Raw genomic sequence first — 21,319 nt, 5'->3', positions numbered from 1 at the left:
CCAGCCATTTTCATTTTTCACCTTACGCGACATACAGGGTTTTAAGCTTTATGAAGCGCTTTGCAACACTGATTTTTCTGGCTTTCACCACCACCCTGGCGCAGGCCGCCACCATTGTGCCCTCGCCGCCGCAGGTCGCCGCTGAGGCCTACATTCTGATGGATGCCAACAGCGGTGCCGTGCTGGTGGAGCACAACGCCGACGTGCCGCTACCGCCGGCCAGCCTGACCAAAATGATGACGGCCTATGTACTGGCCGGCGAAATCGAGGCCGGTCGGGTCAAGAAGGACGACATGGTGGTGGTCAGCGAGAACGCCTGGTCCCAGAACCCGCTGTTTGAAGGCTCCTCCCTGATGTGGATCGAGCCCGGCAAGGATGTGTCCGTGGAGGATCTGGAGCGCGGCATCATTATCTCCTCCGGCAACGATGCCACCGTTGCGGTGGCCGAGCATGTCGCGGGCAGTGAATCGGCCTTTGCCGACATGATGAACAGCCATGCCGAGGCCCTGGGCATGACCAGTTCCCACTTTGTGAACTCCCACGGCCTGCCCGACCCGAACCACGTGGTTACCGCGCGCGACCTGGCCATACTGGCGGTGGCGATGATCCGTAATTTCCCTGAGCATTACGCCCTCTACAAAGAGCGCGACTTCACCTACAACGGCATCAAGCAGTACAACCGCAACACCCTGCTGGCCGAAGACCCCAGCGTGGACGGATTAAAGACCGGCCACACCCAGGAGGCGGGGTACTGCCTGGTGGCCTCGGCCAAGCGCCGCGACATGCGCCTGGTGTCGGTGGTCATGGGCACCGCCAGTCCCAACTCGCGCAAGAACGAAACCCGCGGCCTGCTGAACTACGGCTTCCGCTTCTTTGAAACCGCCGAACTGTTCAGCGCCGGGCAAGAGCTGGAAAAACCCCGCATTTGGAAGGGCGTGGAAGACTACGTCTCGGTCGGCCTGCTGGACGAAGCGCGGGCCACACTGCCCCGGGGCAAGCAGGACCAGATCAGCACCGAGCTTGTGCTCAACGACCCCCTGGTTGCCCCGCTGGAGCGCGGTGACACCGTGGGCACCGTGCGCCTCACCCTGGACGGCGAGGCCGTGTTCGAAGCCCCGGTGGTGGCACTGCAGGCCATTGAGGAAGGCGGCTTCTTCTCCCGCCTCTGGGACATGATACTGATGTGGTTCGCCTCCCTGTTCAGCGCGCAGTAGTGGCAACTGGAATAGAGCCAGGAGCCTTTAGCTGAGAGCCGAGAGCCGAGAGCCGAGAGCCGAGAGCCGAGAGCCGAGAGCCGAGTACCGAGAGCAGAGCGATGAGTGAGCAGCAAGACCCTCCGAAAATAGAGTTTCCCTGTGATTACCCGATCAAGGTGCTGGGACGCGACAAGGCTGAATTCCGCCCCACCGTGCTGGCGGTGTTCGAGCGTCATGCGCCGGGTTTTGACAGCGAAACCATCGTGGTGAAGGGGTCTAGCAAGGGCACTTTCACCTCCATCACCATCACCATCACCGCCACCGGGCCAGAGCAGCTCAAGGCCCTGCACGAAGACCTCATGGCCACCGGCCTGGTGCAGATGGTGATCTGAGCGGTGGCTGAGCTACTGTGCAAGCGCCTCGGCGAAGCGGATTACCTGCCCACCTTCGAGGCCATGAAAGCCCTCACCGACGAGCGCAACGCCGACAGCCCCGACGAACTGTGGTTGCTGCAGCACCCGCGTGTATTTACCCAAGGCCGCGCCGGCAAGGCCGAACACGTGTTGGCGCCGGGCGATATCCCCGTGGTGCAGGTGGATCGCGGCGGCCAGGTGACCTATCACGGCCCCGGCCAATGGGTGCTTTACCTCATGGTGGATATCAAACGCCGGGGCCTGGGGGTGAGGGCGCTGGTGGATGTCATAGAGCAGGCCATCGTCGACCTGCTGGCTGCCTACGGTATCGCCGCGGCCCCCAAGCCCGAGGCGCCGGGAGTTTACGTAGGGGCCGACAAAATCGCCTCGCTGGGCCTGCGCCTGCGTCGCGGCTGCAGTTACCACGGGCTGTCGCTCAATGTGGATATGGACCTCGAACCCTTCAGCCGCATCAACCCCTGCGGTTACGAGGGCCTGCAGGTAACCTCCATGGCCCGCTGCCTGCCGGGGCAAGCGCTGGATATGGAGGAGGTGGGGGACAGGCTATTGTCAGCGGTGGCCCACCAACTTAAGCAGTGAGCGGTCAGAACGCCTGTCGATGTGCTACCGCAACGCATAGCCATCGTAGGAGACGATGCTATTGACGACATCGGACTCGCCAACCAGCACACATTGGATGCGATTAACCCAGAGGTAATCCGGGTGTGAACTTTGCAGTCGGGGTGCGCAACGTAGTCCCACTGTTGCCGGCAAGTCGCCGTCAAGGGCGGCCTTGTAGCCGTTTTCGCCGAAGTCGGCGACCCCCTGATAAGCAATGTAAATCAGGGCCTGATCGTGTGTTTCAATGGTGGCGCGAACATCCAGAATTCCCACACCATCTGTGCGGATGGTCAGCCAGTCTGCGCCGACTGGGCGCACTTTTCCCCTCACCCTGGGGCCGCTGACCTCACCGCCCGTCACGTAGTAATTCAGCCTCAACCCCTCGGCGACAGGGCCGATGACCTCCGGCGGCGATTGCAGTATTGCGTGGTAGGAGAATAGATGGTCCATCTCGAATTCAAACATGGTGAGAACTTCCTTGTTGGGGTAAGTGTTGTGTTACAGGCGTGCGCACAGTGCCTGTCTCGATGCGGTATGCAGGCGCACTTGTCCAGTGGCTGTATCTGCAACGAAAGACTGTGGCATGGCGCGGCCTGTCGTCAGAAGTTGTAGGAAAATTCGATACCGTAAGTGCGCGGTGCTCCAGCGAGAAAATAGTCGTAGCCAAACCCGGATTGAAGATTGATTGCGTAAGAATCGTATTCCTCATCGGCCAGGTTTTTGCCCCAGATGGCGAGTGTGTAGTTTTCCGCTTCGCCAAATAGCAGCGATAACCGGCTGTTCAGCAGCCAGTAGCCATCCTGCTGAATGTGGCCGTAGCCGATATCGTCGTTGTAGGCACTGAACCATTGGTCATCCTGATAGCTGGTATCGACATGTGCCCGCAATGACCCCCAGTCGGAAAGCCGTATGTCGTAATCGGCGGCTAGGCTAAAGTTCAGCTTGGGCGCGGAAATCAGCTCATTGCCGGACAGGTCGATGGTGCCGCCATTTACCGAATCACCCAGTTCCAGCGTGTTGAATTCTGTCTCCAGCCAACCGATGGCTGCCTGGATGGTCAGGTTTTCGCTGGGCCGGGCCCACAGTTCCAGTTCCAGCCCGTAAATCTCCGAGCTTCCGGCGTTCTGCAGGTTGGAGGAAACCCCCACTACGTTGATGAACTGCTGATCCTTGTAGTCATAGAAAAAGGCGGCCGCATTGATCCGCAGGCGCTGATCGAGTAAATCCGATTTAAATCCGGCTTCCCAGGTGTTGACGAATTCAGGCGATGCGTAGATGTCATCGACGTGCATGCGTGGGGTGTAGTAAGTACCGCTGTTGAAGCTGCCGCTTCGATAGCCTCGGCTGTAGCTTAAGTAGGTCATGAGAGAATCGGAAAATGCGTAGTCTACGCTGATCTTTCCGGTCCATTCGTTTTCTGTTTTGTCGAAAGTGGGGCCCGAGGCTGTGGTATAGGGCCCACTGATATAGAAACCAACGCCGGCGGGGTCGGATTCTGGTGGTATAAAGGGCGCATCGACCAGTGTGCCGGTGATATTACCTGGCACCCAGCTTCCCAGCGGATTTCCTTCCAGATCCAGACGAGAGCTGTTGATGTAGGTCAGCTCGTTTTCATCGCGGGTATATCGAACCCCGATATCCAAACCGAGTCGATCAGTGATATCCCAGCCGAACTGGCTATAGCCGGCGACACTTTCTTTTTCCGTATCCTGGCGCTGATCAAACGTGCCGTACTGAGCCAACAGGTCACCCGTGGCGCTACCCGCAAAGATGGTTGGGGAAGCATAGAGCGTTAGCAGGTTGTGCATATCCAGCTTTTCCTTCCCGTAGTAGATGCCCGCTATGAAGTTGAACATGCCGTCGAACTGGGAGACTAAGCGTAGATCCTGACTTATCGCTTCGGTGGATGATTGCCAGTCAATTTCCAGGTTTCGTGTAGGGCCGCCATCGGTGTCGGCAGCCTGGAAGTACTCCGCGTCATACCAGGAACTGACGGATACGACCGTGTAGGCTTCACCTTCATAGGTCATTCGCAGGGTTGTCTGGTTGATATCCACATTGGTATGGCCGACTTTGTTGATCTCGCCTTCGTACGCATCGAAGCTGCTGGGCCTCTGGTAGCCGGTGATGTCGACGTCGCCGAGCCCGGATACCGGAATGCGGCCTTCTCCCCGGGGTGGTGTGGCGATGGGGTCGGATTTTCCAGCGGTGTATTTCAGTACGGCAGAAAAGTTGTCGCTGGCCTGCCAGTTGAGCGCAATGCGGCCTGCGCGGTAGTCGGTCTGGGCCATATCATCGCCACCCAGTTTGTTGTCAAAATAACCGTCATCCTTTTTGTAGTTGAAGGCGGCGCGGGCGGCGAGACTGCCATCTATCAGTGTGCCTTCAATGGCGCCAGATGCACTCCGCTCTCCGTAGCTGCCGGTCCCCAATGCTATGTTCCCGGTCAGCGGGCCATCAATGTCAGGTGTTCGGGTAATGATATTGATGGCACCCCCTGTGGTGTTTTTGCCGTATAGGGTGCCCTGTGGCCCGCGCAGTACTTCGATACGTTCAACATCAAAGAAATTCATACCGTGCGTATAAACGGCACCCAAGTAGGCCTCGTCGACATACACCCCGACCGGGCTGGCCTGATTGGAGTTGTAGTCCGACATGCTGACACCGCGAATTGAAAATATCGGTTGAACATCGCCGTAGGGGCCGCTGGACTGCATATTGGGCACCTGCGCAGAAATGTCGCCAGCGTCTTCGAAGCCAAACTGTTCCAGCGAGTCGGCGGACATCCCGGTCACCGCGACGGGAATGTCCTGCACGCTCTCACTGCGCTTTTGTGCGGTAACTACAACCTCTTCCAGCATGGCTGCATGGATGGTCGGAGCGGAAGTGCTGGCAAGAAAAACAGCCAGGGCCATTGGGTATCTATTGTTGGTTCCGTTCATAGGATTCTCCTGTGTTTTATTGTTGATGCTTGGCGCGCCACACAGCTGACACGTTGAGCAAATTGGCAAGGTAATGTGTGATGCGTCGAGGCCGCGTGAGTCGAATCTCCGCTTTTCCATGGCCTGGAAAAGGTGGCCGAGGCATGCTGGCGTTACATAACGGAGAGCAAAAGAGTAGCGGTGTCATCGGCTAATGAAACTGATAGAAGTGGACGCTATCTTGTTTCTGGCGGCCATAACCGAATGAGTGATGTTCCCTCCCCGGGCGCTGGCCATGTGCTTAGATGCGATGAGGCGGAATAATGCGGTGGGTACTATTTAGCTGTGTAGCCGCCATCAATCACCAACTCGGAGCCAGTCATATAGCTGGCTTCGTCGCTGGCGAGGAAAAACACCGCGTTGGCAATCTCCTCGGGCAGTCCCATTCTTCCCATGGGGATTGCGTCGACGATTCGCTGCAAGAACGCGGCTCCTTCTTCCGGTGGAAGGGAAGCGAGACCATCCGATACCAGCGGTGTATTTACGAAACCGGGATGAACAGAGTTGATCCTGATGCCGTAACCTTGCTCGGCACAATGTAGCGCCGCTGACTTGGTGAAGATTCTTACCCCACCTTTGCTGGCATTGTAGGCGGCGGTGAGCGGATCGCCGATGATTCCCTCGATGGAGGAGATATTCACGATTGAACCACCGCTTGATTTCATGGCCACGATGGCCGCTTTGGTGCCGAGAAATACACCGTCGAGATTCACGGCAAGCAATGCCCGCCACTCGTCCAAACTGGTGTCTTCAACACTTTTGGGCAAGCCGACGCCGGCATTGTTCACCAGAATGTCGAGGCGGCCAAATTGGGCCAGTGCCGCGGTGATCACAGCTTCCCAGTCCGTATCACGGGTGACGTCATGCGCCAGGGCAAGCACGGCGCCGCCGCCTTTAGCGATGTCTTGTTCCAGCGCCTGCAGAGCGCTGGTGTCAATGTCTGTGATGACTACGTGGACGCCGGCGCGAGAGAACCTCAGGGCTTGTGCTCGCCCCAGGCCGGATGCGGCGCCGGTGATGAGCGCTACTTTGTTATCGTTAGAATCAACTGCCATGACACAACACTCCCGCAGAATAAGCAGGGGGATTGTTGTTCATTCCGGTAGCATTGTGACTGTTACAAATGACCAGAAATTTGCCATTTCCGGCCAATTCGCTGGAACTAGCGATAGGTGCTCGGTGGGCGGCCTGTCCATCGCTTGAAGGCGTGACAGAACGACGCAGAGTCGCTATAGCCGAGCCGTTTGGCGATCTGCTCAACGGTGAGTTTTCCGCTAAGCAGAAGTTCCTTTGCGAGATTGCTTCTAACCTGCATGAGCAGGGCCTGGTAGCTCGTGCCCTCCTGCGCGAGCTTGCGCCGCAAGGTGCGCGGCGAGGCATTGAGCTTCTCGGCAATCTTCTCCAACGATAAAAATCCGCCGCTGCTGTCAACCATCAAGTATTCGATGATGCCTGCGTAACACGATTCGTCGCGCAGGCGTTCCAACATTTCCTCGCACTGCGCAACGCATACTTGATGTATGGCTGTATTGGCTTGGGGTAGGGGCCGGTGCAGCCAGTTTGACTCGAATATCAATCGATTGTGTTCGGCGCCAAAGACAACCGGGCAACCAAAAAACTCAGCGTAGCGCCCCGCGTAACACGGCGGTGGGTAGCTCAGCTGAACCTCGCGCATGATGGTTTTGTCCAGACCCAGCATTTCCCTGCACATGATGTTCACGGCGATAAAATCACGCTCAATCATGTAATGAAGGCAGGGTGACAGGGGTTCCACCTCCCTGGCCTCAAGGATGGCGTCGGACTCATCTTCCAGCAGGCGCCAGAACAAGCGGGTCCACGTCAGAGCGTTCAGATGCGTGACGCCCTCTAGCCCCTCTATCAGATCCCGGCTGCTAATCATCGCCAGTCCGAGTACGCCATAAGCGCTCAAGTGATATCGGGAGCCAACGATCAGTCCAAGCCCTGGATCATTGCTGGCCGCTATTGCCGCCAGAATGCAGGTCTGTTCCTGCTCGAGCGACATCACAGCAGCAGGATCTTTTAATGAATTCGCACTGATGTTCGCTTGCGCCAATAGCGCCTGGCTATCAATGCCCTGTTCAGACAATTGTGATACCAGAGGGTTAAGGCCGTAGACAATGCGCTGCAGGTTGAGCTGGGATAATTCACTCGTAAAGTGCTCTTTCAACGTACTGCCTCGCGTTTTCATTATCGTTAGATAGTGCCCGTCAATACTGAGCGAAACGCTGGGAGAATGACAGATCATCGTGCCCGTCCGGCTACAGCGCGAGGCCAGTATAAAAAAATGGCCGGAACTATCAATAAACTGACCTGCTCAATCATCAAGATTCAAGCCGCCGTTTGCTAACTTGGCACTGCGAATAACGATGATAAATAGCGGAGCAGGAGAATCACGGTGTCTACTCAATATGCCAGCAAGCAATCGACCTATGGCAATCCCAGCCCAGGCTCCCGGGTGGATGGCTGGGATGAAAACCCGATCGGCAGATTACAGCTAACCGGCGCTGAAGCCCCGCTGCCTGAAGAAGAACAGTCAATACTGGATACCGTCCATCGCTTCAGCAGCGAGGTGGTGCGACCCGCTGGCATCGCACTGGACCGTATGAGCGCCGAGGCGGTTGCCGCACCTGACTCGCCCTTATGGCCTGTACTGCAGGGGTACAGGGAGTTGGGGCTTGGTCTGGATTTATTGATGGAGCTTCCCGCCGAGGCGCGTGCGCGCGTGCTCTGTTTGGTGATGGAGGAGCTGGGTTGGGGCGATGCCGGGCTTGCGATATCCCTTGGCACATCGATGAATCCACAGTTGACCGCTCATGAGTTTGGCAACCAGTACTTGCTGGATAAGTACCCGGAAACAATGCTTGGCTGCTGGGCCATTACCCAACCTGACCACGGCAGTGATTCGCTTGATGTCAGCAAGCAGGCCTTTCACCCGCAGGGCGCGTATGGGCGGCCCAACTGTGTGGTGACACTGAAGCACGACCGACTGGTGATCAATGGGCAGTTCTCAGCCTGGGTCTCCAATGGCACCATCGCTGAACTTTGCATCCTGTACGCCCCGGCTGACTGTGGCGAGGGTGCAGATCCCGAGCGGGGTTGCGCGGTTATGGTGCCGCTGGATGCCAAGGGGGTCAGCCGGGGAAAGCCCCTGGAGAAGATGGGACAGCGGGCGTTGAACCAGGGGGAAATCTTCTTCGACAACGTGGAATTGTCGTTAGACCACCTGGTGGCTGGCCCTGAGCATTTCAAGAAGGCCGTGTATGCCAAACACGTTGAAGCCAACGGCCTGATGGGGGCGATATTCACAGGCACAGCTCGTTCCGCCTTTGAGTTGGCACTGGCGTATGCGCATGAGCGCAAGCAGGGTGGTGTGCCGATTATCAGACACCAGAGCGTGTCACACCGCCTGTTCCACATGTTCCGCAAAGTGGAAATGGCGCGCGCCATCACCCGTCGCGCTGTCACCTACAACTACACCCAGGCTGTGCCTGCACTACATGTTGCGATGACGTCCAAGGTGACTGCGACCCAGGTGGCCTTTGAGGTGGCCAGTGAAGCGCTGCAGATATTTGGTGGCAACGGCCTGACCTACGAATACCCCATTGAAAAAATCCTACGCGATGCGCGCGCTTCAATGATTGAGGACGGATGTAACGAACTCCTCGCCATCAAGGGCGGGTTTCATTTGGTTGACCCTGGCTTGCTGTGAGACGACTGCCATGCGTATGAATGCGATTGTTGCCGGTGTCGGTATGACTACTTTCGGCAAGCACATGGACAGGCAGCTGAAATCTCTGGCGGTGGAGGCGATTCAATCTGCCATTGAGGATGCAGGCCTTTCGCTAGCGGATATCGAAGCAGCCTACTACGCCAATGTGGCGGCCGGCACTATGGTCGGGCAGGTCTGTATTCCCGGTCAGGTAGCACTGCGTGAGATGGGGCTTGGCGGGATCCCGGTAGTCAATGTCAAGAATGCCTGCGCGTCTGCTTCCACGGCCTTTCATCAGGGTTGCGCCATGGTCAGTGCTGGCGTCTACGATGTGGTGCTGGTTGTGGGCGCGGAAAAGCTCTATCACCAGGATAAGTCGCGCACGTTCTCTGTGTTCGATGGCTGCGTGGATTATGAAGATTTTGACCGCGTCGTCGATAGCGTGAAGACACGTATCGCCCGTGCCGGCGGCGCAGCGGACGAGGGTGCTGGGCAGCATTCATTCTTTATGGACATCTACGCTGCTATGGCACTGGACCACATGGCCGCGCACGGTACCACCCAGGCCCAGTTTGCCGCTATTTCAGCGAAGAATTCACGCCATGGAAACCTGAATCCGTATGCGCAGTATCGCGGCGTTATGAGCGTGGAGGAGGTGCTGGCTGCCCGGGGGATTGCTTATCCACTGACCCTACCCATGTGCTCGCCCATCGGTGATGGTGCTGCTGCGGCGATCCTGGTCAGCGAGCGCAAGGCGCGGCAACTGGGCGTGAACCGCAGTGTGCGGGTTCGCTCGTCAGTGCTTGCCTCTGGCCGGGATTCTGTAGCTGGTGAAGAGGCCGGCATCACGGAACTGGCGGCTAAGCAGGCGTATGACGAGGCTGGCGTTGGGCCGGACGATCTTGACGTTATTGAATTGCACGACGCGTCTGCGCCGTCTGAACTGATCTACTATGAAACCCTGGGGCTGTGCCCCCGCGGCCAGGGAGGGCAACTGGCCGAGAGTGGTGACACGGCATTGGGTGGGCGTATTCCTGTCAATCCTTCTGGCGGTCTATTGCGCAAAGGGCACCCCATTGGCGCAACGGGGTTGGCACAGATCGCCGAGTTGACCTGGCAATTGCGTGGTGTGGCTACGGGACGACAGGTGTCGGGCGCGCGGGTGGCCCTGGCGGAGAACGGCGGTGGCTACATTGGCGAAGATGCCGCCGCCATGGTGATCTCCGTGTTGAGTTGCTAGGGGCTGGTTGATGACTGACGTAGCGATAACCCAGGCGACGCAGGCAGCGGTATTGGCCGATATGATCGCTGGCCTTAGCGAGCGATTCCCGCATCAGCACGACGCCCTGACGTTTGTAAACGTGACTGCTGATGGCAGGCTTGAGGAAGCCTGCCGCAGCTATCAGCAACTATGGGAAAACGGTCAGCGATTCGCTGCCGCGCTTGACGAGGCAGACATGGAGCGAGGCGATCGGTTCGCCCTGTTGATGCAGAACCATCCGGAGTTTGTTGACGCGATGGTCGGTGCCAGCATCACCGATACGGTATTCGTGCCCATCGACCCACGCACTAAAGGCCAAAAGCTCAGTTTCATGCTCAGTTTCGCCGAGTGTCGGGGCATTATTATTGCGGACTATGCGCTGGCGAACCTGGCCGGAGTACTGGCGGAGTTACCCAATCTCCAGTGGGTCTGGCTGCTTGAGACCGGTGCGCCCACAGCAGCACACGAAACCCTGCCCAACCTGCGGACAGTGGCGGACATTCGGGCAATGCCAGTGTCTGAGATGGCGGTGCGCTCAACCGATTTAAATGCCCCGATGCAGATGCTGTACACCTCAGGTACGACGGGCGACCCCAAGGCGATAGTCGCGTCTCATGGCCGCTTTGCCAGTAATGCGCTGCTCGGTCCGGCGATGGGGCTGGAGCCTGGCGACCGACCCTATACCGGCCTGTCGTTGACACATGCCAATGCGCAACTGATTACGCTCGGCATGAGCTTGCACATGGGTTTGCGCACGGTGATCAGCCGGAAGTTCACCAAGTCCCGTCTTTGGGATATTACGCGACATTATGGCTGCACCAGCTTCAATCTGCTCGGTGGCATGGTCAATGCCATCTACAGCGAGCCTGAGTGCGCTGACGACAGGGATAATCCGGTACGGTTTGTGCTCAGCGCCGGCATGCCACCGAATGTATGGCAGCACTTCCAGCAGCGTTTTGATGTAGAGATTTTCGAATTCTACGGTGCCGCGGAAGGGGGCATGACCCTGAATCCACCCGGCGTGGGGCCAGTGGGTTCCATCGGGAAGCCGCCACCGTCGCTGGAAGGGAAAATCGTCGATGACAACGATGAACAATGCCCGCCGCACCGTCCCGGTGAAATTGTATTCCGGTCGGTTCAGGGCGAACCCGTCAGCGTTGAGTATTTCAAGAACCCCAAGGCCTCAGCAGAGAAAACCCGCAAGGGCTGGCTGCGGATGGGAGACATCGGTTACGTCGATGAAGAGGGCTGGTTTTACTTTCTTTACCGCAAGGGCGGCGGCATCCGGCACAACGGGGATTTCATCAACCCGGCTTACGTGGAAAAAGTACTGGCAGAACACAGGGTGGTGGATGACGTCTTTGTTTACGGCGTACCCGCCGCATCGGGTGCGCCCGGAGAAAAAGACGTAGTGGCCGCCATTGTTGTTCGCGATATGGGGAGCTTTGATCATCGGGGGCTTTTTGAGCACTGCCAACAGCATCTGGAGCGCAATTTCGTTCCCAGCTACCTGCAGGTAGTGCTGGAGATACCCAAAACAGCCTCGGAGAAGCCGCAAGAGCGTTTTTTGTTGCAGGCATTCATCGCGGGCTCAGACCTCATCTTCAGCAGACCTTGAAACGACACTATCTATTGACCTAGACAGCCAGAGGGCAATTTCATGAGCAACCCCAAAGTACTGATATATGGCGCTAGTGGCTACACCGGCAAACTCGTGTCGGAGTCACTGGCTCGGCGCAATATTCCCTTTTACATGGCGGGGCGCAACAAAGCGCGCCTTGAGGGCGCGCTGAAAGTTGTCGCCGAGCGACACGGTGCCGATGTTCCAGCGCAAATCGTCGTGGCCAACAATACGGAGCAGGAGTTGCTGCCGCTGTTCGAGCAGGTGGATGTTGTGATCAATGTGTCCGGCCCGTTCATGCAGATCGGCTGGCCCATTGTTGAGACTGCGCTGGCGGCTGGGTGCCATTACCTGGATACCACCGGTGAGCAGGACTGGACAAATGCCATCAACCAGAAATACGGCCAGTCGTTTGCTGATAAGGGCCTGCTGCTATCACCGGCCTGTTCCTACATGTGGGCGGCGGGTGCCATGGCAGCCGAGGCCGTGCTTGAAATCGACGAGGTGGACAGTCTGGACATCGTATACCAGATTGATCACGGCCTGCCGTCGGAGGCCTCCACCAAGTCCTTCCTGCGCATGATTTGCAACGATGTGTCGCAGTATTACCTGGAACTGGGAGAATACAAGGCCTGGCCCAATGACCAGTCGTACGATTGCGTGGTCCCCTATCGAGGTACCACATTGCGCGGTCATCCCTGGGGCGGTGCCTGCGAGCCTGTCTGGTTCAAGGATGATTCACGTGTGCGCAATTGCAAAGTACTTACCTGCATAGGCGAGCACCTGATTGACAACGTTATGGAGGCGATTCATGCCTTCAATCGTGAAGCGGCTCACCTGTCGCAGGAAGAGCGCGAAGCGTGGACCAACAGCAAGGGCGATGAGATGGACACGGGGGAGCCACCCAAGGATGACGTCGATGTCCAGCGCAGCGTTATTGTGTGTAGCGGACAGGGTCGCCAGACGACAACCCAGTTCGCCATGAACCTGTCGGCCCCCTACCAGTTCACTGGCGAGATTTGCGCCGATGCCGCCCAGCGGTTGTTGGCCGGCGAACTGAAGAATGTTGGTTTCCAGTCTGCTCCCCAGGCCTTCGGGCACAGGGAACTGTTGAGTACTTTCCACCAGCTTGGTTTCTGCAGCCTGCCGGACTGGTGGTAGTGCGGGACCAAAGACGAGCGGCCGGAGACTAAACACCTATTACCTGCCCGTCGACGCATTCGGTCTACTTGCCCCTGTTCTTGATGAGGAATGAAGCGTGATGACGCCTTTTGCACAGCTGTTTGATCTAACGGGCAAGGTTGCCCTGGTTACCGGGGCGGCCCGGGGTATCGGGTTTGCCTGCGCACAGCGCCTGGCGGAGGCAAATGCCACCGTCCTGCTGACGGACATAGATGGAGAGCGTGTTGCAGAGGCGGCACAAGCGCTGGCGTCGGCGGGTCATCAAGTCCGCGCGCTTGGCCAGGACGTGACCGATGAGCAGCAGTGGCGGAATATGGTGCGGACCTGCGTTGACGAGTTGGGCGGCCTGGACATCCTGGTGAACAACGCGGGTATCTACATAGGCCATACGTTACTGGACAACACCCTTGAAGAGATACAAATGCTCAACAAGGTGAATGTTGAGTCGGTGTTTCTGGGTCACAAACACGCAGCCCAGGCTATGCGCCCCGGGGGGGATTGTGGGCGGGGAGGCTGTATCGTCAACCTGTCTTCTGTGGCTGGCTTGCGGGGTGTGCCCGGTCACAGCGCCTATGGTGCGACAAAAGGCGCGGTGCGCCTCTACTCCAAGCATGCCGCGATAGAGTTTGCCCGACTCGGCTATAACATACGGGTGAACTCTGTGCACCCTACCGCCATTGCGACCGCGATGGGTGAGCAGGTTTATGATGATCTGGTTGAAGTCGGCATGGCGGAGAATCGCGAACTGGCCAAAGAGGTGGTCGAAGACCTGGTTCCCCTGGGCAGGGTAGGTGAGGTTGAGGATGTGGCTAACGCTGTGCTGTTTCTGGTATCCCCGGCCTCCAGTTACATCACCGGTACCGAATTGGTGGTTGACGGGGGTCAAACGGCGGGTTGATAGCCACCGGGTTCAGGGGCAAAAAATCCTTTGAATTTACAAGATGCTGCGCCCTTACTGTGCGGTGCAGCACCTTTGTCTGCCTGTGGCGTGTAAGCGCTTAGGTGCTTTCGCGACGCATATCCTCGACAAACGTTTTCATCACCTCTGAAAAGAAAGAGGGCATGGAAGTACCCTGAAAGTCTGGCAGGTGAAGCTTGTTCCAGTTGGCCCACAGCGGCATGCCTTCGGGGCATTCGGTGGCGGCAACGCCGATAGCCAAGTGCATCTTGGTGGCGCGATCCTGCTCTTGTTCGTAGGCAGCCTTCCAGGCTGCGGAATCGAGGTAGTGGCGTTCAATTCTACGCCCCAGTGCCTTTTCTCCTTCGTTTAGCAGCGCATTCCAGCTGCAGTACGCCGTTGCAGCGACCGGGCATACTGCGTTGCGTGAGTCGGGGTGGGCGAGGATGTGCGGAATGATTCGACCGACATCCTCTCCGCAGGACCAGGCGATTTTCTGCTCACCGTCCCCCATCACCTGTACTGGCTCGGCCAGGTAGAACTCAGGCCAAAGGCCCGCAGGTATGATGGTGTAGTCTAGCCCGGCAAGTTCGATAACGCGGCGAACAAAGACTTTTTGCCTTGCGATGGTTCTGTGAATGGTATCGGTTGGCCAGAACTGCTCCCATTCGTAGATAAAACCGTATTCCGAAGGCACAAAGCGCTCCACACCGGCCTCCTTGGCTGCCCAGATCAGCGCGTACTGAGCCTCTGTGGCCAACATGGGGGCGCAGGACACCAGATAATCGGTACCCCGTAGTGCTGGAATAAGATCGGCATGATCGGTGACATCGGCGGGCACGATCTCCACCCCCTGCTTGTGCCAGGCATCCAGCAACAGCTGTTTTTCCTTGTCGCCTCGCGTTGGGCGAAATGAGGATTTCTCCTGTTGGCCCTGCTTTCGCGACAGTACTTTGATACGGAAATGACCCTGTCGAATGAGCTCATCGACGCAGGCTTTTCCGGCGACACCTGTCGCAGAGAATACTGTGACTGTCTTTTTCATGGTGGTTCTCTCCTGGCGATCAAATCGGCGTTGTAATCAGGCGCGGACAAGGCTATTACGCTGCTTGGTGGCTATGAATGTTCGCTGAGGACGGCTTTTTGTTTGAAGAGGACAGTGGGCAGGGGGCAGCTCACCGGTCTAGGCCTCGCCAGCCGACCTGCTGCACCCTACGCCACTCCCTTGGACAACCGCTTTGTGGATGACCAGGCGGTCCCGCCCTGGCCGGTCGCTATCTCTATTCTGATTTTCGCTCCGGCAATGTGTGGGCCCTGCGAGTGGAGGGCCGCCAGGGCCGGCTGCATGGCTTCACCCAGAGCGCCGGTGGGCAGTCACGTGGTGGATGCGGCCGGTATAGAGTTGTTGAGCCGCTGGGTCGAATCGCTTTAAATCCCCACCGGTTTAATTGACCGTGCCCAATACATTGCACTGGCAATGTACAATTTCCGCCCTCTGATACACGCCCCAGCCATAACGACATAAGAGGACAGGATGGCTTTGTACTTTCCTCCGGCGCGCGCCGGGTTGCCCGTGTTTTTTTTGCTGGCCGCTGCGCTTGCGAGCGTTGCCCTGGTTGGTACGGCCCCTGCGGTTGCCGCGCCGGTCTCGCTGCCGGTCACCGGCGAGCGCCTGGTGGCCGCCGATGCCGAGCCGCAGAACTGGCTGAGCTACGGCCGGGACTACGCCGAGCAGCGCTTCTCGCCCCTGGCCCAGGTGGACCGGCAGTCGGTACAGGATCTGGGCCTTGCCTGGTACTTCGAGAGCGACAACCACCTGGGGCTGGAGACCACTCCGCTGGTGATTGACGGCGTGATGTATTTCACCGGCGCCTGGAGCAAGGCCTTTGCAGTGAATGCCCGCACTGGCGAGCTGCTGTGGCGCTTTGACCCGCAGGTGCCGCGCAGCAAGAGCATCACCGCCTGCTGCGGGGCCATCAACCGCGGCCTGGCGGCCTGGGGGGAGCGGCTGTTTCTTGGCACCCTCGACGGCCGGCTGATCGCCATTGACCGGGTCAGCGGCGAGGCGGTGTGGTCCACCCAGACCACCGACCCCGACAAGGCCTACTCGATCACCGGCGCACCGCGGGTGGCCAAGGGTTTGGTGTTCATCGGCAATGGCGGCAGCGAATTTGGCACCCGCGGCTATGTCAGCGCCTACAGCGCGGAGACGGGCGAGCTGCGCTGGCGCTTCTACACGATTCCCGGCAACCCGGAAGACGGCTTCGAGAACGAGGTGATGGCGCGGGCGGCTGCCACCTGGAATGGCCAGTGGTGGCAGTACGGCGGCGGCGGCACGGTGTGGGATTCCATCGTCTACGACGCGGAGCTGGACCAACTGTACATCGGGGTGGGCAATGGCGCGCCGCACAACCGCCGCATTCGCAGCCCCGGCGGCGGGGATAACCTGTTTCTCAGCTCGGTGGTGGCGCTGGACCCAGACACCGGCGACTACCTGTGGCACTACCAAGAGGTGCCCGCGGAGACCTGGGACTACACCGCCACCCAGCAGATGACGCTGGCGGATATCGAGTGGCAGGGCCAGCAACGCAAGGTGATTATCCATGCGCCCAAGTCGGGTTTTGTCTACCTGATTGACCGCCACACCGGCAAGCTGCTGTCGGCGGAGCCCTACACCACCGTGACCTGGGCCAGCCACTACGACATGGATACCGGCCGCCCGGTGGAGGTGGAGGGCCAGGATTACGACGGCGAGGCGGCGGTGGTGTTTCCCTCGGCTTCGGGCGGGCACAACTGGCACCCCATGGCCTACAGCCCGCGCACCGGCTACCTCTACATACCCGAGTTGGACATGGGCATGCCCTTTGACGAGGTAAAGGCGCCGGATTACCGCCACCTCAAGCGGCATTTCAACACCGGCTATGAAATTGGCAGTGGCACCGTGTCCCAGCGCTTCGGGCAGGCGATGATGGACCACCTGCCCAAGGCCCACCTGCTGGCCTGGGATGTAGAGAATGCCCGCATTGCCTGGAAAATCCCCCACCCGAACATCCATAACGGCGGCGTGCTGGCGACCGCCGGTGATCTGGTGTTTCAGGGCACCTCGGACGGGCGCCTGCTGGCCGTCGACGCTCACAGTGGCGAGGTGCTGTGGCAGTTTGATACCCAGAACAGCGTGCTGCCGGGGCCGGTGAGCTATCAGGTCGATGGCGAGCAGTACGTGGCGGTGGCCGTGGGCCGTGGCGGCGTGCTTACCAGCAATACCGGCAAGGACTACGGCACCTACAACCCCAACAACCGAATTATGGCCTTCAAACTGGGGGGTAGCGCCAGCCTGCCGCCAGTTGAGAAGCCCGAGCGCCCACTGCCGCCGGCGCGAATGGCTGCCACCGAGGCCGAGATACTGGACGGCCGGGCCCTGTTCGACCGCTTCTGCGCCCGCTGCCATGGCGCCAATGCCGTTGGTGATGGTTCGGTGCCGGACATGCGCTACCTGGAGCCGGTGTGGCACGAGAACTTTGAAGCCATTGTGCTGGAAGGGCTGATGGAAGGTGCCGGTATGCCGCGTTTTGACGACGTGCTGGACAAAGACGACGTGCGCAACATCCACGCCTACGTTATCGACCGCGCCCACGAGGACTACGCACTGCGCCAGGAGAGCGGCTGGTGGGCAAGCCTGAAAAACGCCGCGGCGCATGCCGGCGCGCGGGTGGTGAGCTGGTTCCTGCGGCCCTGAACAACAGGCCCTGATCAACCAGGCCCTGGTTACCAAGCCCTGGTCACAAAGCCTCTGGTCAACAAGCCTCTGGTCAACAAGCCAAGCCGGCCTGCCTCTAGCGCCGGACGGGCCGCTTCTGCAGCTTGCGCTGCAGGGTGCGTCGGTGCATGCCGAGCGCGCGGGCAGTGGCCGACACGTTGCCCTCGTTTTCATTCAGCACGCGCTGGATGTGCTCCCATTCCAGCCGATCCAGCGAGGTGGGCTGCTCCACCGCCGGCTGCACCGGCGCGGCGCCGTCAAAAGCGCGCAGCACCTCGTCCACGGTGGCGGGCTTGCACAGGTACTGGGTGGCACCGGCCTTGATGGCATCCACCGCGGTGGCGATGCTCGAATAGCCAGTGAGCACCACCAGCCTGGCCTGCGGCGCCGCCTCTAGCAGCGCCGGCAGGGCCGCCAGCCCCGACAGCTCCGGCATATTCAGGTCCAGCAGGATATGGGTGGGGGCAAAGTCGGGGCAGGCGGCCATCGCTGCGTGGCCATTGTGGCAACTCAGGGTGCGAAAGCCGCGGCGCTCAAAACCCCGGGCCATGACTGTGGTGAACACCTCGTCGTCATCCACCAGCAGAATGCGTTGCGCGGCGCTCACTGGGCGCCCCCAGGCAGCAGGGGCAGGGTCAGGGTGGCGAGGGTGCCGCCGCCCGCAGCGTCCGCCAGTTGCAAAGTGCCGCCGTGGCGCTCGGCAGTGGCCCGGCTCAGGATCAGGCCAATACCCAGGCCGCCTTCGCTGCCTGCGCCTGCGTTGTGGCTGTCGCCGGGCAGGGCGCGCAGGGTGGCGCGCACCGCGGCGGGAGTGCCCGGCCCCCAGTCGCGCACTGTAATGCGCGCCTGGCTGGCGTTCCAGTCGATGCGCACGCCCAATTGCTGGCAGCCAGTGTCGGCGGCATTGTTCAGTAGGTTTTCCAGCGCCTGGGGCAGGGTCTGGTCGTAGGCGATGCAGGGCTGCGGCCCGCGGCCGGTAATTTCCGTGCTGCAGGATACCCGGGGTCGGCGGGCGGCCCAGTGTTGCACGGTGGCCTCTGCAAATTCGCCCACCTTGCGCCGCTGGCGCTTGCCGGCGGCGCTGGCTTCCGCCGTCTGGCTGAGGTCGGCCAGAATGTCGCGGCACTGCAGCAATTGCCCCTGCAGCAGGTGGCAATCCTTGCGGGCGCTGTCTGGCAGCTGTGGGTCGCTGAGCATTTCGTCCACCACCACGGTCATGGTGGACAGTGGGGTGCCCAGTTCGTGGGCGGTGCCGGCGGCCAGGCTGGCGAGGGCCAGGATCTGGTCGTCCCGCAGGTGGTTCTCCCGCAGGGTGGCCTCTCGGGCCTCCTGGCGGCGCAGCACTGCCGCCATGCGCACCACAAAGTAGGTGATCAGGCCCACGCTGAACAGGAAGTTGAACCACATGCCAAGGCGGTGCACACCGCCGCTGTCGCCGTGGGTGGTTGCAGTGTGTGGGCCGGCGTAGGGGGCAAACAGCGGAAAGGGCTGGCGGTAGTACAGCAGCAGGCTGTAGGCCAGCACCGAGGCGCCGGCAATCAGCCAGGTGTAGCGCCAGGGCAGCACCGCCGCCGCTACCACCACCGGCACAATAAAGTACGACACAAAGGGATTGTCGGCGCCGCCGGAGCAGTACATCAGCACCGTCCAGCCCAGAACATCCACCAGCAACTGGGCCAGAAACTCACCCTGGCGCACCGGCCAGGGGCGGGTGGTGCGCCACAGGCTGGCGGTGGTCACCAGGGCCAGCAACAGCAGGGCGCTGGCCAGCCCTGCCATGCTCTGGGTGGAGCGGCTGGCCAGCAGCACCCAGGCCAGCACCCCGGCCTGGCCCAGCAGGGCGATGGCGCGAATGGCCAACAGGCTGCGCAGGTTGGACAGGGAGGGGTGGTAGGGGCTGGCGGGGTCGAAAGTCACGGCGCCATTATAGTGGCGGTGCTGGCCAGCGTCTTGCGGCAAAGCGTCGCAGGCTGGCAGCTGCGCTCCTTTCGCTCCTCGCTCTTCGCCCTGCGCGGGGGCGGGAAAGTGCGTATAATCCGCGGGTTTTTCATCCCGGTCAGACTCATGGCAGAACTCAGCAAAGACATCGCCGCGCGGCGCACCTTCGCGATTATTTCGCACCCCGACGCCGGTAAAACCACCATTACCGAAAAGCTTCTGCTGCTGGGGCAGGCCATTCAGGTGGCGGGCAGCGTGAAAGGTAAAAAAGGGCCCCATGCCACCTCCGACTGGATGAGCATGGAGCAGGAGCGGGGCATTTCGGTGACGTCCTCGGTCATGCAGTTTCCCTACCGCGCGCGCACGGTGAACCTGCTGGACACCCCCGGGCACGAGGACTTCTCCGAGGATACCTACCGCACCCTTACCGCCGTGGATTCGGCGCTGATGGTGATCGACGGCGCCAAGGGTGTGGAGGACCGCACCATCAAGCTGATGAACGTGTGTCGGCTGCGTGACACGCCAATTTTCAGCTTCGTCAACAAGATGGACCGCGACATCCGCGACCCCATCGAACTGCTGGATGAGATCGAGGAGGTGCTTGCCATCCAGGGCGCGCCGATCAACTGGCCCATTGGCATGGGCAGCCTGTTCAAGGGCGTGTACAACCTCTACACCGACACCATTCACGTCTATACCCCCGGCCAGGGCAGCGTACTGCCCGACGACACCCGCATCGATGGCCTGGATTCCGAGGCCGCTCGCACCCTGCTGGGCGAGGATTACGAGGCCTTCGTGGACGAGATTGAACTGGTGCGCGGCGCCAGCCACGCCTTCGACCTGGAGCAGTTTCTGGCGGGCAAACTCAGCCCGGTCTTTTTCGGCACCGCCCTGTCCAACTTCGGCGTGCGTGAAATGCTGGACGACTTTGTGCAGTGGGCGCCGCCGCCCCAGGACCGCGACGCCACCTCTCGCAGCGTCAGCGCTGGCGAGGAAAAATTCAGCGGCTTCGTGTTCAAAATCCAGGCGAATATGGACCCTCGCCACCGGGATCGCATCGCCTTCTTGCGGGTGTGTTCCGGCCGCTATACCAAGGGCATGAAGATGCGCCACACCCGCATCGGCAAGGACGTGAAAATCGCCGATGCCGTTACCTTCAAGGCCGGCGAGCGGGTGCTGGTGGAGTCTGCCGTGTCCGGCGACATCATCGGCCTGCACAACCACGGCACCATCCAGATTGGCGACACCTTCACCGAAGGCGAGGAACTGCAGTTCACCGGTATTCCCCACTTTGCCCCGGAGCTGTTCCGCCGCATCCGCCTGAAGGACCCGATGAAGTCCAAGCAGTTGCAGAAGGGCCTGCAGCAGCTGTCGGAAGAGGGCTCCACCCAGGTGTTCGCGCCCATCAGCAACACCGACCTGATTGTGGGCGCGGTGGGGCAACTGCAGTTCGAGGTGGTGTCCTACCGCCTGAAGGACGAGTACAAAGTCGAGGCGATGTACGAGCCGATCAGCGTGTACACCGCCCGCTGGGTGCACTGCGACAACGCGCGCAAGCTGGAGGAGTTCCGCAAAAAAGCCGCCGACCAGCTCTCCATCGACGGCGGCGGCCACCTGACTTACCTGGCGCCGACGCGGGTGAACCTGTCACTCATGGAAGAGCGCTGGCCGGATATCGAATTCCGGGCAACGCGGGAGCACTGATCAAGCGCTGGTTTCGC

At 60.0% G+C, this 21,319-nt stretch carries 17 protein-coding genes; 10 read left to right on the top strand and 7 right to left on the bottom strand.

The features are described from left to right. Nucleotides 1-50 precede the first annotated feature (50 nt). The 3 genes from DDZ17_RS10750 to lipB all read left to right on the top strand — a co-directional run bounded on the left by DDZ17_RS10750 (nucleotide 51) and on the right by lipB (nucleotide 2,209). Entirely contained in the window at nucleotides 51-1,214 is a 1,164-nt protein-coding gene (locus DDZ17_RS10750; protein WP_116366691.1) for a D-alanyl-D-alanine carboxypeptidase family protein, read from the top strand. Between the two features lie 101 nt (nucleotides 1,215-1,315). Then, entirely contained in the window at nucleotides 1,316-1,588 is a 273-nt protein-coding gene (locus DDZ17_RS22640; protein ID WP_170150203.1) for a YbeD family protein, read from the top strand. A 3-nt stretch (nucleotides 1,589-1,591) separates the two neighbouring features. Continuing rightward, entirely contained in the window at nucleotides 1,592-2,209 is a 618-nt protein-coding gene (lipB, locus tag DDZ17_RS10745; RefSeq protein ID WP_170150202.1) for a lipoyl(octanoyl) transferase LipB, read from the top strand. Nucleotides 2,210-2,233: 24 nt separating this feature from the next. Here the strand turns inward: lipB and DDZ17_RS10740 are convergent, their stop codons facing one another. The 4 genes from DDZ17_RS10740 to DDZ17_RS10725 form a co-directional block, all read right to left on the bottom strand. Further along, nucleotides 2,234-2,695 (bottom strand): DUF3237 domain-containing protein, encoded by a 462-nt coding sequence (locus DDZ17_RS10740; protein WP_116366689.1) that lies wholly within the window; start codon nucleotides 2,693-2,695, stop codon nucleotides 2,234-2,236. 134 nt (nucleotides 2,696-2,829) lie between these two features. Further along, nucleotides 2,830-5,172 (bottom strand): TonB-dependent receptor, encoded by a 2,343-nt coding sequence (locus tag DDZ17_RS10735; protein WP_116366687.1) that lies wholly within the window; start codon nucleotides 5,170-5,172, stop codon nucleotides 2,830-2,832. A gap of 314 nt (nucleotides 5,173-5,486) precedes the next feature. Further along, nucleotides 5,487-6,266: a glucose 1-dehydrogenase gene (locus tag DDZ17_RS10730; protein WP_116366685.1), complete on the bottom strand. Its 780-nt coding sequence runs from the start codon at nucleotides 6,264-6,266 to the stop codon at nucleotides 5,487-5,489. 107 nt (nucleotides 6,267-6,373) lie between these two features. After that, a complete protein-coding gene (locus DDZ17_RS10725) occupies nucleotides 6,374-7,399 on the bottom strand; it encodes an AraC family transcriptional regulator (protein ID WP_170150201.1) in 1,026 nt (341 codons plus the stop codon). Nucleotides 7,400-7,627: 228 nt separating this feature from the next. On the opposite strand from DDZ17_RS10725, the gene DDZ17_RS10720 reads away from it, so the two are divergent. The 5 genes from DDZ17_RS10720 (at nucleotide 7,628) to DDZ17_RS10700 (ending at nucleotide 13,903) form a co-directional block, all read left to right on the top strand. After that, complete coding sequence (locus tag DDZ17_RS10720) at nucleotides 7,628-8,941, top strand: acyl-CoA dehydrogenase family protein (protein ID WP_206613521.1); 1,314 nt, start codon at nucleotides 7,628-7,630, stop codon at nucleotides 8,939-8,941. 16 nt (nucleotides 8,942-8,957) lie between these two features. Next, the gene (locus DDZ17_RS10715) at nucleotides 8,958-10,181 is read left to right on the top strand and encodes a thiolase family protein (RefSeq protein WP_241505857.1); all 1,224 of its coding nucleotides are present in this window, start codon (nucleotides 8,958-8,960) and stop codon (nucleotides 10,179-10,181) included. A gap of 10 nt (nucleotides 10,182-10,191) precedes the next feature. Then, entirely contained in the window at nucleotides 10,192-11,820 is a 1,629-nt protein-coding gene (locus DDZ17_RS10710) for a class I adenylate-forming enzyme family protein (protein ID WP_116366677.1), read from the top strand. A 42-nt stretch (nucleotides 11,821-11,862) separates the two neighbouring features. Beyond that, a complete protein-coding gene (locus tag DDZ17_RS10705; protein ID WP_116366675.1) occupies nucleotides 11,863-12,984 on the top strand; it encodes a saccharopine dehydrogenase family protein in 1,122 nt (373 codons plus the stop codon). Nucleotides 12,985-13,084: 100 nt separating this feature from the next. Then, a complete protein-coding gene (locus tag DDZ17_RS10700; RefSeq protein ID WP_116366674.1) occupies nucleotides 13,085-13,903 on the top strand; it encodes an SDR family NAD(P)-dependent oxidoreductase in 819 nt (272 codons plus the stop codon). Nucleotides 13,904-14,003: 100 nt separating this feature from the next. Here the strand turns inward: DDZ17_RS10700 and DDZ17_RS10695 are convergent, their stop codons facing one another. Continuing rightward, entirely contained in the window at nucleotides 14,004-14,948 is a 945-nt protein-coding gene (locus DDZ17_RS10695; protein WP_116366672.1) for an NmrA family NAD(P)-binding protein, read from the bottom strand. A gap of 489 nt (nucleotides 14,949-15,437) precedes the next feature. Here DDZ17_RS10695 and DDZ17_RS10690 point away from each other — a divergent pair, with 489 nt between their 5' ends. Beyond that, on the top strand, nucleotides 15,438-17,639 hold the full coding sequence (locus DDZ17_RS10690; protein ID WP_116366670.1) for a PQQ-dependent dehydrogenase, methanol/ethanol family: 2,202 nt from the start codon (nucleotides 15,438-15,440) through the stop codon (nucleotides 17,637-17,639). A gap of 97 nt (nucleotides 17,640-17,736) precedes the next feature. Here DDZ17_RS10690 and DDZ17_RS10685 read toward each other — a convergent pair whose 3' ends face one another. Together DDZ17_RS10685 and DDZ17_RS10680 are read right to left on the bottom strand one after the other, a co-directional pair. Beyond that, on the bottom strand, nucleotides 17,737-18,267 hold the full coding sequence (locus DDZ17_RS10685; RefSeq protein WP_116366667.1) for a response regulator transcription factor: 531 nt from the start codon (nucleotides 18,265-18,267) through the stop codon (nucleotides 17,737-17,739). Next, nucleotides 18,264-19,577, bottom strand: coding sequence for an ATP-binding protein (locus DDZ17_RS10680; protein ID WP_116366665.1), 1,314 nt, complete (start codon nucleotides 19,575-19,577; stop codon nucleotides 18,264-18,266). The genes DDZ17_RS10685 and DDZ17_RS10680 overlap by 4 nt, the downstream gene beginning before the upstream one ends. A gap of 147 nt (nucleotides 19,578-19,724) precedes the next feature. Between DDZ17_RS10680 and DDZ17_RS10675 the strand changes: the two genes are divergently transcribed. Next, nucleotides 19,725-21,302, top strand: a complete 1,578-nt coding sequence (locus DDZ17_RS10675) for a peptide chain release factor 3 (protein ID WP_116367256.1) — start codon at nucleotides 19,725-19,727, stop codon at nucleotides 21,300-21,302. Nucleotides 21,303-21,319: the final 17 nt, after the last annotated feature.

This window comes from Parahaliea mediterranea (assembly GCF_003402235.1).
GTDB lineage: Bacteria > Pseudomonadota > Gammaproteobacteria > Pseudomonadales > Halieaceae > Parahaliea > Parahaliea mediterranea.
The sequence above is the reverse complement of the archived record's forward strand: the minus strand, read 5'-3'. Positions and strand labels throughout refer to the sequence as shown.

Bases quoted from the DNA above. Each gene is read 5' to 3' on its own strand.
- DDZ17_RS22640 (WP_170150203.1), top strand. From the start codon at position 1,316: ATGAGTGAGCAGCAAGACCCTCCGAAAATAGAGTTTCCCTGTGATTAC.
- DDZ17_RS10690 (WP_116366670.1), top strand. From the start codon at position 15,438: ATGGCTTTGTACTTTCCTCCGGCGCGCGCCGGGTTGCCCGTGTTTTTT.
- DDZ17_RS10695 (WP_116366672.1), bottom strand. From the start codon at position 14,948: ATGAAAAAGACAGTCACAGTATTCTCTGCGACAGGTGTCGCCGGAAAA.
- DDZ17_RS10730 (WP_116366685.1), bottom strand. From the start codon at position 6,266: ATGGCAGTTGATTCTAACGATAACAAAGTAGCGCTCATCACCGGCGCC.
- DDZ17_RS10710 (WP_116366677.1), top strand. From the start codon at position 10,192: ATGACTGACGTAGCGATAACCCAGGCGACGCAGGCAGCGGTATTGGCC.
- DDZ17_RS10750 (WP_116366691.1), top strand. From the start codon at position 51: ATGAAGCGCTTTGCAACACTGATTTTTCTGGCTTTCACCACCACCCTG.
- DDZ17_RS10740 (WP_116366689.1), bottom strand. From the start codon at position 2,695: ATGTTTGAATTCGAGATGGACCATCTATTCTCCTACCACGCAATACTG.
- DDZ17_RS10735 (WP_116366687.1), bottom strand. From the start codon at position 5,172: ATGAACGGAACCAACAATAGATACCCAATGGCCCTGGCTGTTTTTCTT.
- DDZ17_RS10705 (WP_116366675.1), top strand. From the start codon at position 11,863: ATGAGCAACCCCAAAGTACTGATATATGGCGCTAGTGGCTACACCGGC.
- DDZ17_RS10700 (WP_116366674.1), top strand. From the start codon at position 13,085: ATGACGCCTTTTGCACAGCTGTTTGATCTAACGGGCAAGGTTGCCCTG.
- DDZ17_RS10715 (WP_241505857.1), top strand. From the start codon at position 8,958: ATGAATGCGATTGTTGCCGGTGTCGGTATGACTACTTTCGGCAAGCAC.
- DDZ17_RS10675 (WP_116367256.1), top strand. From the start codon at position 19,725: ATGGCAGAACTCAGCAAAGACATCGCCGCGCGGCGCACCTTCGCGATT.